The organism is Phenylobacterium sp., assembly GCF_031181185.1.
GTDB lineage: Bacteria > Pseudomonadota > Alphaproteobacteria > Caulobacterales > Caulobacteraceae > Phenylobacterium.
Window position 1 is genome coordinate 1 of the sequence record NZ_JAPSKZ010000111.1, and the last position, 12,176, is coordinate 12,176.

Below are 12,176 nucleotides of genomic sequence, written 5' to 3' on the forward strand. Positions count from 1 at the left end.
TGGGCGGCCGCAATGCGGAGGCCAGCCTCTACCGTCGGCTGCCGACAGGGGAGGCGATGCAAGCACTTGGCCTCGATCAGTGGGTCGATGCACCTACGGTCGCGATCGAAGCGCTTCCTGATCCTGTTCCGTCACCTCCCATTCCCTTGGCCGCGCTAACTGCATCGAGCCCAGGCCGGTTCGTGATTGAACAAGGCGTGCTCGTCTGGAGCCCGCCGCCGCCACTTCGAGATCGGGACGTCGTCCTCGTTGTGTTCGACGCGGAGCTCTCCGTTCTGGCGGAGATTTCTCACTCCGCTGCTGGCTCCGATCGGCGCCAATTCGTCTTGGCGCCCGGCGCCGCCGAGCAAGCGCGCTTCGCCGAGGTGCAATACGTCGACCGTAAGTCGAGCCTCGCCGGCATTGAGCACTCTGCGGCTCTTCGCCGAAACCGAAGGGAGCCACTCGGCGGCGCTGCGGCGCGGGCCGCCGACTGGTTCTCGAACACGGTCGATCTGAACCTGTTCGCGCTGGAAGCGCTCGATGCGCTGAGCCGGGCGGACATGGAGCCTGGCGCCGGCTCAGATCGCATTGCGCCGAGCCGCTCGCCTAGGGAAGCCGTCGCAAGCGAAAATGAGAACCGGCACCTGTCGTACGAAGACTTCATGCGAGAGCGGCCCCGCAATGATCCGCAAGGGGCGGCGCTCTCGGACAGCGCGATTGAGGGGCTTCACTGTGATCACGTCCGTCAGCTGCTGAACAGATTGTCGGAGTTCGATGACGGCACGGAAGGTGACTCCGCTGATCTCGATGAGGAGTCTCCAGAAGACCCCGAGCGGGCCCCGAACGCGAGGTCCGCGCAACCCGGCGAGCGGCGCGTTGACGCCGCAGAATTCGAGAAGGCGGTCCATGCCTATGCCCGGGCCTGCGCCTCGGACGGCGCTACCGGCCCCCTGGAGGTCTTGAGGCTCCGCCTCTGGCTCATGCTCTTGCTCTACAATGCGCGATGCGCGGCGCTTCCGCAGGGCCTTTCTCCTACACTGGACGATCAGGGCTGGACGCGCCTGGCCTTCCGCGTGCTGACGGCCTTCTTTGTCGGGCGTCAGGCGCCGATCAGCCGGCTGGTCGTTGATCGGGCCGCGGGCGGCATCCCCGCGGACTTTCTGGAAACCTGGGCGACGGTTCTGTGGGCGCTGGACGCGATCGAGCGCCACTGCCCTGACACGCCAGCTCGCGAAGGCTTCCTGACCTACATGGGGAAGCTCCGCCTCCAGATCGCCGCCGCCCTGAGGCTGGACGCGGCCGACCTTGAAGGTCCGGCTTTCCGCGACAAATGGATCGGCCTCGAACGTCAGCTTGGCGCACGACTGGGCTGAGGTTGTTCGTCAGCCGTAGTGATCAAACCCCGGCCTGACGACCAGGCAAGGAGCCGACAGAACCGCCAGGTCCGACGACCAGCCCGTGCGTAGCAAGCTCGCGCCCAGCAGGCTGAAGACCTCAGGTTCGTCGATGGCGGAGCGGTAGGGGCGGTCGCCAGAGAGAAGGGCGCGCATCTCGCGGGCGGCGATCAAGGCGTCATCGGCGTGGTCGACGCCTTTGGCGGCGGCGGTGACGAAGGCCTCGAAGAAGAGGGTGTCGCCGGGGCGCGTGGGCAAGGCGCTGATGTCGGTCGAGGCCGCCGCGTCGCTCAATCCCTTGCGCAGGCCGGCCAGGGTGTAGGCGACCACCGCCAGGGCCGCCGTAGTGACGGCGGCACCGGCGCCCGCGCTCCAGGGCCGGGAGCCCTCTCCGCGGCGGCCGCTCAGGATCTTCAGGGCCTCGGCGGGCGTCGGGATGAAAAGCGGGGCCTCGAAACCGATGGCCAGGGGCCAGCTTGCGCCAAGCGTGGTCATGGCGTCGATGAAGGCGTCGAGGTCCTTGCCGCGAATGGGCTCGGCGTTGGGCGTCAGGATGGCCCAGCCCAGCTTGCCGCCGTTGGGCGAGCCTACGTCAATCACGCCGATGGCGATGTCGGCGCGCCCGTGGCTCATGCGGCCGCCTTGCGCCGTCCCCGGCTCGTCTTCGGCGCGACGGCGCGTTCGGCGCGGATGCGCTCCAGCAGCACGCTGGCGGGCTCGTCGGCGGGGTCCTGCGGGACCAGTTCGCCGCGGAAGGCCTTGGCGAGGATCGCCTGATCCAGCCGGTCGAGCAGGCGGCGGGCGGCCTCGGCTTCGGCGGTCAGGCGGTCGATTTCGGTGAGACCGGCCCTCACCCGCCGTATGATCTCCTGCTGCTCGGCCAACGGCGGAAGGCAGATATGCAGGGCCCGTATCTCCGGGAAGTAGATCGTTGTGTGGGTCGAACCCTCGCCGAACGCCCGGATATCGTCGCCCTCAGCCATCAGGGCGTACATCAGAAACTCGGGTTCCAGCGCCTCGCTACAGGTCCAAGTCGCGAAATCCTGACTGGTCGCCATTGGCCTCGCCATGATCGTAACGTAGCCTACCGAGGCGGTGCGAGAGAGGCAGACCGTGCGGGCCGGAAGCACGCGCGCAGACGAGTTCGCGAGGCCCTCCTCAGTGATGGTCTGAAGCGTGCGCTCGATCGTTCTACCGTGGTGAGCGCCAGCATCCCGGATGCCGATCCACGGAACCTCACCGCCCCAGTAGCTGTCGACGCTCCGACTGGGTGTGTGTCCGGTCTCCTGCCGCGCGATGCGAAGCAGCGGCGTCCAGGCCCATCCGTCCGGGGCTGACGTTCCCGGATCATTCACCGAGAGGGCCGCTTGGCCCGGCACAATCCCGGTGGTTGCCTCACGTCCACCTCGACCCTGCTGTGGAGCTGGCGTCCGCTCCACGAGAGCTGAAGCGGGTTCAAGCTCGGCCTGTTCTCGCCATGACTCAGTCAGCCCGCCGCGCATGGCGGTCCGGAGCAGGGCCAGCTTGTAGCGGGCGGCGAGGGCGGGGATGCGGTCGAGGTCGGCGCGGGCGCGGGCCGTGCGGGCGGTCAGAGCGTCGAGCTTCGCCACGATCCGCCTCTGTTCGGCGACGGGCGGCAGTCTAATAAGGATCTCACGTAGCGCGCCGATGTTCAAACTGTCGCGCGTTGATCCACCAGTTTCCTTGCCCATTGCCTCCTGCATTTGCGGGGTTCGCAGGGCCGCCCAGAGCCACCGAGACAACTCCGGCAACGCTGGACGTATGCGCGCGATCGTCCTCGAAATGTTGGCCGCTGGCAGGTTGTCTGGAACTATCGCGACCCGCCCAATCGTCCCCTGTATCGAAAGCAGGACGTCACCCCGCCGGATGCGGCTCCTCGAGAACTCTTCATCCAAGCTCCTGGAAATAAGCATGAGATGCGCCTGACTGAGGATGTCGTGTCGGATGTCCGTAACGCGCACCATCGGCACGCTGGCACCATCGCGATCGCCGGGCTTCAGCACGCCATAGCAAATTGGCGCCTTGGGGTCGGTAAGGTCGTCGATTGACGCGATGGCCCACCCCTTCGGCAGCCCGCTCACGCCCCCACCTCCGCCGGCGCGGCCTCCTCGCCGGCCAGCTCCGCGCCGACCGTCTCCACCTCGGCCAGGGCCGCGCGCAGGTGGCCCAGGATGGCCGCCGCGATGTCCTCGGGATCGCTCAGGTCGTCTTCGGCCGCGTCGGAGTCGTCGCGCAGCCAGGCGAGGTCGAGGTTGTCGTTGCGAGCGGCGACCTCCTCGCGAGTGAAGCGGCGGAAGCGGCCCTCGGGGCCTTCGTCCGTCCGCGCCGCGCCGCCGTTCGGATCGTCGCCATAGGCGGCCTCGAAGGCCGCGAAGTCGGCCAGCGTCAGCGGCCGGGTCTTGCCGAAGGCCGGCATATTGGCGCGCAGGTCATAGACCCAGACGGCCTTTGTGTTGGCCCGCTCGGTCTCGCCCCGTCGCAGGAACAGGACGTTGGTCTTTACCCCCTGGGCGTAGAAGATGCCGGTCGGCAGCCGCAGGATGGTGTGCAGGTCGGCCAGCTCCATCAGCCACCGGCGCAGGCGGCGGCCGGTGTTGTCCTCGAACAGCACATTATCCGGCACGACCACCGCGGCGCGGCCGCCGGGCTTCAGCGCCCGCGCTACATGCTCGACGAAGGCCAGCTGCTTGTTGGAGGTGTCGGCGGTGACCGAGAAGTCAGACCGACTGGGCCGCCCGCCGCCCTTCTTGGTGCCGAAAGGCGGATTGGTGAGGATCAGGTCGGCCTTGCCCAGCGCCTCGCCGTCCGGCGACAGGCTGTCGCCCTGAGTGATCGGTCCATCGACGCCGTGCAGCATCAAGTTCATCAGCGCCAGACGATGGGTGTCGGGCACTAGCTCGATGCCAGTCAGGGCGTTGTTGCGCTGGAAGAAGACCTGCGCCTGCGGCAGCCCGTAGAGGTCGTCGGTGGCGTCCTTGATATAGCGGTCCGCGGCGACCAGGAAGCCGGCGGTGCCCGCCGCCGGGTCCTGGATCACCTCTCCCGCCTGCGGCTTCATCAGCCGCACGATGCAGTCGATGAGGGGACGCGGCGTAAAGTACTGGCCGGCGCCGGACTTCTTCTCCGACGCGTTCTTCTCCAGCAAGCCTTCATACAGTTCGCCGAGCCCTTCCTCGCGGGCCGAGAACCAGTCCAGGCCGTCGATGGCAGTCGTCAGAGTCTTGAGGTTGGCCGGCTTGCGCAGCCGGGTCTGGGCGTCGGTGAAGATCTGGGCGACGACCGGGTCCGCCGCCTTGCCGAGCTCCAGCAGGGCGCGCTTGTAGTGATCCAGCTGCTCGACGCCTTCGCGCGAGGCGATGGTCTTCCAGCGGTACTCCGCGGGCAAGCGGTCCTCGCGCTGGGTCTCTTCCAGCATCTTGAGGAACAGCAGGAAGGTCAGCTCGGTGACGTACTCGCCATAACCGACGCCGTCGTCGCGCAGGACGTGGCACAGGTTCCACAGCCGGCCGACGATGTCCTGGGTCGTCACCCTGCCGCGCGTCAGCTCGCCGTTCGCCATACTTCCTCACTCAGGTCCGCTAGGACCGACTCCAGCTTGCCGTCGAACCGCTTGTTCAGGACGCGGAATCCCCCGTCGGCCCGGAACGGCTCCTCATCCAATGAATCGCGGTCGACTACGACTTCTTTCTCTAGCTGCTCGCCGATGCGGCGCAGCCAGCGGATCTGGATGGGCGTCCATTCGCCTTTCCGGATCACCGCGTCCACCGCCCGTTTCACCCGGTCGGCGTAGGGTACCAGAGGATCGCCGAGCGCCGCCTGCCGGACATAGCCCATGATCGAGGCAGCGATGTCCTCATTGCGCGCGTCCGCCCAGGCCTTGCGGATTTTGGCGTCCGTGAACCCCTGGGCATCCAGCTGCAGGCGCAGCTCCCGCAGCTCGGCGCGGGTCAGCTCCCGCGGCCGCTGCACCACCGTGGTCAGGGCGGCGATTTGGTTCAAATTGCCCTTCACGAAGGCGGCGAACGCGTCGAGGTAGCCCTCGGGCTTATCCGCGGCGCCGTAGCCGTAGCTGACCTCGACCACCTCGTCCGCGTGCTGCGAGATCGGAGCCATGACCGGCATGCCGCCGTCGGTCATCCAGTCCAGCGCCGGCCCAAGCCCCGGCCGGCTCTTCACCCAGGCCGCCAGTTCGTCGGCCGACCCCTTGCGGAAGCGGTCGAGGGTCTCCTCCGGCGTCTCGCCGCTGGCCAGCTGAGCCTTCGCCCGCGCTTCCTCGGACAGCCGCTTCAGCCGGCGGCTCAGCTTGACGATGATCTGGTCGCGCACCGCCGCGCGATGCTCGGCATCGTCGATCGCCGCCAACTCTTCGAGGAGCTGGGTCAGGGTGATGTTCGGGTCGGAGGCGACCGGCTTCATCTCGGTCAGGTTCTGGAGCCGGCTGTAGAGATCGACCGCATCGAAGATGCGGAAGGTCTCCTTGCCGATCTCCGGACACAGACGTGTCGCCCGACCCAGCATCTGCTCGTAGAGGATGCGGCTGTTCACCCGGCGCAGGAACACGAGGTTGGTGATGCGCGGCACGTCCACGCCGGTGGTCAGCAGGTCGACGGTGACGGCGATCTTCGGCAGGGCGTCGTTGCGGTAGCTGAGGATCAGCTTGCCGACCTTGTCGACGCTGCCGGTGATCTTGCGGATGGCGGCGTCCTCGATCTCGCCATAGGCCTCGCGGAAGGCGTCGCGCAGCACCTTCACCACGATGTCCGCATGGGCGTCCGAGGCCGCGAACACCAAGGTCTTATCGGGCTCCGACAGGTCGATGTGCTTGGTCAGCTCCTCGGCGACGGCGCGGTTGAACGGCTCGGTGATGACCGTCCGGTTGAAGGCTTCGACATCGAAGTCGAGCTGGTCGGGCAGCTTGAACAGTTCGGTCTGGCCGGTGGGCGCGTGGATGAACTGCACCTCCTCCTCGGCCATGAAGTGAATGCCCTGCTCGGCGAGGGCGGTGGTGATCCGCAGTGGCGGCTCGTGATCGATCAGGTAGCCGTCGACCACGGCCTCTCGATACGAGTAGCTGAACACAGGCGCACCGAAGATCTCGACGGTGTGGAGCGCGGGCGTGGCAGTCAGGCCGATCTTCACCGCGTCGAAATGGTCGAGCACGCGGCGGTACTTGGAGACGTAGTCGTCCTGGCTGCGGAAGCTGAGCTCCGCGTCCGACATCTCGCGGTCCAGCAGATAGCCGCGGTGGCACTCGTCGACGATGATCAGATCGTACTGGTCGACCGGCGGCGCCTCGCCCGGCGTGTCGGCGAACAGCACCCGCTTCACCAGCCCCTGGATGGTGCAGATGTGGACCCGCGTCTCCGGGTCAGGTGTGACGTCGCCGAGGCCCTTGAGTCCGAATATCTCGGCGAAGCCCTTGCCGCTCACGACCTTGGTGGTGGTGAACTCCTTCTCGGTCTGCTCGCCCAGGGCGCTGCGATCGACGACGAAGCAGACCCGGCGGAAGCGCTTGGCTGCGATCAGCCGGTACAGCATGACGATGGCCAGCTTGGTCTTGCCGGTCCCGGTCGCCATGCCAACCAGCATGTGGGTGCGGTCCTCGGCGAGGCCCTTCTCCACCGCCTCGACGGCCTTCTTCTGGTACGGCCGCAGCGGGAAGCCGAAGTCGAAGCCCTGCGTCGCCAGCGCCGCCTCCGCCGCGTCCCGGTCCACCTCCAGCCGCTCGAGCAGACCCGCTGGCGAGGGCCAGCCCGTCAGGGCCTTGCCGGGATTGGTCGCGCGCCGGAGGTCCCGCCGCCAGATGCCCGACGCGGTTTCGAGCTGGCGCAGGTACGGCCGGCCGTTGGTCGAGAAGGCGAACGGCACGAGGAAGTCTCTCCACGGCGCGCCCTCGGCAAGATGAGACTCCACGCCCTTGATGCCTTTGGCGTAGCGCTCGGCCTGATCGAGAGAGGCCATGACGTTCTTGTTTTTGCGCTTCGCCTCGATGACGCCGACGAGGGTCGTGCCCGAGAACAGGGCATAGTCGGCTGGCCCGGTCGCTGTCGGCCACTCCGCAATGGCGAGGTTCTGACCTTTCGTCGGCCGGGTGCCGGCGGAATACCGCACGGTCTGGGTGTCAGCTTCCCAGCCGGCGTCCCGCAATTGCTGATCGATGATGGTGCGCGTGGCCGCCTCGTCGAGCGTGATGTCCTTGGCCGCCGCCTGGGCCATCTCGACGAAGGCTTCCGCCTCGGCCGGCTGCGCTTCGGCCGCGGCCTGGAGCGAGGCCAGCTGATGGGCGAGGTCCTTCAGCTGGGCGTCCGTTTCCGAAGCGAGCTGTGCCCATTCCTCCTTTTCTTCCGCCTCCCGTCGCGCCCGCTCCTCCGCGCTCAGCTTCGCTTCCGCGGCCCGCTCGGCTTCCGCGCGATGGCGCTCGGCCTCCGTCTGGGAGGCGGCGAGCTCCTCGCGGAGACGCGCGAGTTCCTCCTGAAGCGGTCCAGTCGGATCCGCCGGGGGCGGAGGCGGGGTGAACGGCCCTGGATTGAACCCGCGGTCGCCGCTGCGCGAGACGTGGAACCATACGCCCAGCTGCCGGCCGACCTTGAGCGCCGTCAGCGCCTCGGCGTGAGTGCCCTGGTATTCATGGGCCGCTCGATTACCCACGACGCGCAACTGCTGAAACAGGTCTCCGGCCTCTCGCGGCAGAACCCGCTCCAACTGGAGCCGCCGCAGTCTGTCGGCGAAGGTCTCGCCCGGCTGGTCCAGCAACCCGGCCCGCGCGGCTATAAGTCCGCAGAGCACCTCGGCGAACTGGCGCATCTTGACCAGCGACGTCGCCGGGTCTTCGGTGAAGTAACGCTCCGCCAGGCCGGCGAGCTGAACCAGCCGCCGGTCGTGTCGCGCCAGAAACTCGAAGTTCGTTGACCGCAACCGCCCCGTCCTCAGCGCCACTCTCGCAAGACGTGCGCAGGAAGGGAAGGTGGAGCGTCCGATGGCAAGTCGGACCGGGATCTGGTCCTGAGGTGCGGGAACGACCCCCCTCCTAAAATTCGACACCCGGCAAAAGTGGCCCCGGCACCGGTTCCAGCGGCGACGTCTTCCGACTTTTCCGCCCCTATCGGCAGTCCGGCGGCGCCTGCATTCGGATCCATTGTTGGAGTCGACGACTCCCCCCGATCTCACCCCGGCGACTCCGCGTCCTCAGGTGTGGCCGTGCCGCGCCGTGGTTGAGGCTCGTCCCGCTATGATGGGGGAACCAGGCGAGGGCGGCATCGTCATCGGCAGGCGCCATTGAGGGACACACCTCGCCGTCGGAATGCACCGGCCTATGGCTTAGATGTATATGTGGCCCCTAAGGTAGGCCCGTGAATGGGCCTGAAGGGACGATTTTGGTCCCTCATTTAAGCCAGTGTGACCCCCATCGACATCGCGCTGGCCTGTTTGAGGGGCCAGTTTTGGGCCTGAAGTGGGCCCGTGTTCCGCAATTGATTGGCTCGATTCGGGGGCCACTGGACGCCACTTCAGGAATGCCTTGGAAGGGGCCGCTCCGGTTACGTCGCATCGATAGATGGTCAATCGATACTCGCTGGCGTGCCGAACCTTGCGACTGAACCCGCCGGGCGTGACGAGTTCGATCAAGCCACGTTCCTCGAGAATGCGTTTCGCCTTGGCGGCGGTCGCTCGGTTCATGTTGCAGCCATCGGCGATGCCGCGGTCGGGGCCGCGCAGGGTCCCGTTGTTCGCACCGTCATACTGTTGCGCTAGGAAAACATAGACGGCGCGCGCGGCCGGCGAGAGGCTCTGCCATGCGAGAGTATTCAGCATGAAATGGTGGAGAGCGACAAAACGTCCGCCCCCTTTCGACCGGCCCTTCTTGTTGTGGCGAGCCATGCATCACCCCTGTGGGCTCTTCGAGATCAGGGCATAGCGGTGGATGTGTCCGCGACCGTGCACCTGAGGTCGACTGATCCAGAGATGGCCACCGCGCTCAAGCGCCAGGAGACCACGGCGCACCCACACGGCGGACTCGCCATTCTGGCCTCGCTGACCAGCGACAGTGCCGATGGCTTGCAAGGTGGTCCTTGCTTGGTCGCCGTCCTCGCGTAGGAGTGTCGATACTGCCCACGCCGCCCGGAAGGCGGCATTGCCTTGGGCTGGATCAGCAGAGACCTGACGCAACCACGCGTCCTGTCCGCGCCAAGACGGGCTGGCGATCTCCGAGCGCGGCGGGTTATGATCGAGAGGTTCAGCGCTCACGTGAACATCTCCATCGCCCCCGTTCGCCTTTGCCGAGGCGACGGGGGTTTTCAGTTTGTGGATCACGACGCCGCAACCCCGTCATCTGCTTTCCGGGGTGGGGCGGGAGGATTGTCGCGCTGAGCCTCGATCCAGGCATCAATGTCGGATTCGACCCAAGCGATGCGGTTGTAGCCTAGCGTGACAGGCTTCGGGAACGAGCCCTCTCGCACCCGGCGCCAGATGCTGGCGCGAGAAAGCGCGGCGCGGTCGTAGACTTCTGCAGCACGGATAAGGCGCGGCGGTTTGGGAGTTCCTCGATCTTCCATACTCGGCTCCATCAAATGAGCGGCGCGGTGCGCCGAGGAGTCGCAAGAAGCTTCAGGATTGGATCGGCTTTCCAGTGCAGGAAGGTGGCTACTTTTTTCCGTCATGGCGCTCGGCAGCCTCATAAAGCCCGCGCACCAAGCCTTTCAGCTCCGCCTCTGACATGAGGGGGTACATTTCTCTGAGCGTCGCAAGTGCGGCCGCTTGCCGCTTCAGGCCCCTGGCTTTGTGCAGCTTGTAGCGTGCAAAGTGGGCGCGGCTATAGAGTTCTGGCCTTCCCGGCAGCGGAGCATAGAAGCCATCCAATTCGTGGATATAGACACCTAGGTCGATGGCTGAGAGCAAGTAGTGCTCGGTGCTCCATCCGCTGAATTTGTCAGCGGTGCCTAGGCGAATGTTCTCCACGCGATCGAGCAACATCTTTGCCCGTTCTCGCTTCCATTCGTGAGGGTTGGTCCGGTCCGAGAGAACGTCATGGGCGTGCGCCTCCGCGCTATCCAGCGCGCGCGCTAGCCGTTCGGAGGCGTGTTCATCAGAGAACCAGTCCGCAGTATCTTTAAGGACCTGGATGGTACCTTCTCGGTCTGTGGTCGGAACCTGCGGTCGGGGAGCGCCTCGACCCCTTCTAACGCCCATTGTCATCGCCGCCGCCGCATCGGGATGACCTCCGCGTCCCGAGGATTCCTGCCCTCGCTCAGCGCTATGACGTGCTCGCCCCAGGCGTCGAGGGCGGAGCGCTGCTGAGGAGCATAGTCGAAGCGGTTGTAAACGCTGGTGATGGCGGCGGCGCCGTCGCTGGCTGCGTGGCCCAGAAGTAGCGAAACGATGAAGCCGGGCGTCTGGTACACCGCGGCGAGGGTGGTCGCACCGCTGCGCCGGAAGTCGTGAGGGCTGCCGTGCGGGACATTCTGACGGCGGCAGATGCGGGTGAGCGCAAGCGTCATCGCGTCAGGCGGCAGCGGGCGGTCGGCATCCTCCGGCGCTGGGAACACGAAGGGCGAGTCCTGCAGTGTCCGCACCTCCTTCAGCACCGCCAGGGCGGGCTTCGAGAGCGGGACCACATGCGGACGACGCGCTTTCGCCCGGTCTGCGGGTATGGTCCAGAGGCGGGCAGCCTCATCGACCTCTGACCACTTGGCGCCAGCGACCTCCCCGCGGCGGCAAAGCGTGAGGAGCGCGAAGCGCAGGGCCAAGGCCGTGCTGGGCTCCAGTCGAGCTCCCTTATCGGCCCTCTCCTGGCCCTTCGCGCGAGGCTTCGATGCAACGACGAGCGCGCGCCAGATCTTCGCGACGCCTTCGTCACTGAACATGCGCTCGCGAGTGGGCGGCTCGAGCGGGCGCGTGAGGCCCGTCGCCGGATTCACCTCGAGCCGCTCTTCGTAAACGGCGAAGGCCAGTACGGCCCGCAAGCTTCCGCCGATCGACGCGACAGAGGCCGGCGACATCTCGGTCGAAGCGAGTTCACGCATGAAGGCTTTAATGTCGCCGCGTGTGAGGTCGGTGAACTTGCGAGCGCCCAGCTTCGGCCGAACGTGCAGACGCCAGCGGCTCTCTTCGACGGCGAGCACCTTTGCCGTTTTTGGCCGACCTCGGCCTCCGTGCAGGCCCTTGGCCGCGGCAGTCTGGTAGGCGGTGAAAAGCTCGTCGAGCGTTTCCCCTGTGCGTGCAGCGGCTTTCGCCGCGGCGCGCTCCTCGGCTGGATCCGCACCGCCGACGACTGCGACGCGAAGGGCCGCGGCCTGGTCTCGGGCATCGGCGAGCTTCAGGCCAGGATACGCGCCCAGCGGGAGGCGCCGGCGCGCGCCGGCCAGGCTCACATAGCGAAACTCGAACGATTTCGTGCCGGTGGGAAAGACCCGTATCGCGAGACCGCGCGCGCCGTCGATCGACACCTCATATGGCTTCTCGGCCGGACGAAGGGCCGCGACCTGCCGATCCGTTGAGATAGCCTTCGCTGCCGCCATCGGGACGCCTCTCTGCCCCACCGCCATCTAGTGGGGCAGTAGTGGGGCAGTGGCGACGTAACTCGGAGAAACATCCCGCAGCAACTTGATACGCACATCGGGCGAAAAATCAGATGGTTAAGAGCAGCGTGAGATTTTCAGCAACAGCCGGAAATCACGCCATTTCCCACTCCGAAGGCAAAGGTCACACGTTCGAATCGTGTCGGGTGCGCCACTTCTCCCTGTTCTGAACCTCGCCCCCGGGGGCTCTTGCCAAGCGCGCAATGCG

The 12,176-nt window shown here is 66.6% G+C and carries 9 protein-coding genes; 1 reads left to right on the plus strand and 8 read right to left on the minus strand.

Annotated features, from left to right (window positions below):
• Positions 1-1,355 (plus strand): hypothetical protein (locus RIF93_RS13760; protein ID WP_309092021.1); only part of this gene is annotated, 1,355 nt, incomplete at its 5' end.
• Positions 1,356-1,364: 9 nt separating this feature from the next.
• Here RIF93_RS13760 and RIF93_RS13765 read toward each other — a convergent pair.
• The 8 genes from RIF93_RS13765 to RIF93_RS13795 form a co-directional block, all read right to left on the minus strand.
• Positions 1,365-2,009 (minus strand): hypothetical protein, encoded by a 645-nt coding sequence (locus tag RIF93_RS13765; protein ID WP_309092022.1) that lies wholly within the window; start codon positions 2,007-2,009, stop codon positions 1,365-1,367.
• Positions 2,006-3,478 (minus strand): restriction endonuclease subunit S, encoded by a 1,473-nt coding sequence (locus RIF93_RS13770; protein WP_309092023.1) that lies wholly within the window; start codon positions 3,476-3,478, stop codon positions 2,006-2,008. The genes RIF93_RS13765 and RIF93_RS13770 overlap by 4 nt, the downstream gene beginning before the upstream one ends.
• Positions 3,475-4,956 (minus strand): N-6 DNA methylase, encoded by a 1,482-nt coding sequence (locus RIF93_RS13775; protein ID WP_309092024.1) that lies wholly within the window; start codon positions 4,954-4,956, stop codon positions 3,475-3,477. Before RIF93_RS13775 ends, RIF93_RS13770 begins: the two co-directional genes overlap by 4 nt.
• Complete coding sequence (gene hsdR / locus RIF93_RS13780; protein WP_309092025.1) at positions 4,938-8,564, minus strand: type I restriction-modification system endonuclease; 3,627 nt, start codon at positions 8,562-8,564, stop codon at positions 4,938-4,940. The genes RIF93_RS13775 and hsdR overlap by 19 nt, the downstream gene beginning before the upstream one ends.
• A gap of 150 nt (positions 8,565-8,714) precedes the next feature.
• Positions 8,715-9,272 (minus strand): hypothetical protein, encoded by a 558-nt coding sequence (locus RIF93_RS13785; RefSeq protein WP_309092026.1) that lies wholly within the window; start codon positions 9,270-9,272, stop codon positions 8,715-8,717.
• Positions 9,273-9,700: 428 nt separating this feature from the next.
• Positions 9,701-10,069: a helix-turn-helix transcriptional regulator gene (locus RIF93_RS20745; RefSeq protein WP_375163881.1), complete on the minus strand. Its 369-nt coding sequence runs from the start codon at positions 10,067-10,069 to the stop codon at positions 9,701-9,703.
• On the minus strand, positions 10,035-10,364 hold the full coding sequence (locus RIF93_RS13790) for a hypothetical protein (RefSeq protein ID WP_309092027.1): 330 nt from the start codon (positions 10,362-10,364) through the stop codon (positions 10,035-10,037). Before RIF93_RS13790 ends, RIF93_RS20745 begins: the two co-directional genes overlap by 35 nt.
• Positions 10,365-10,582: 218 nt before the next feature.
• On the minus strand, positions 10,583-11,908 hold the full coding sequence (locus RIF93_RS13795; RefSeq protein WP_309092028.1) for an integrase arm-type DNA-binding domain-containing protein: 1,326 nt from the start codon (positions 11,906-11,908) through the stop codon (positions 10,583-10,585).
• Positions 11,909-12,176 lie beyond the last annotated feature (268 nt).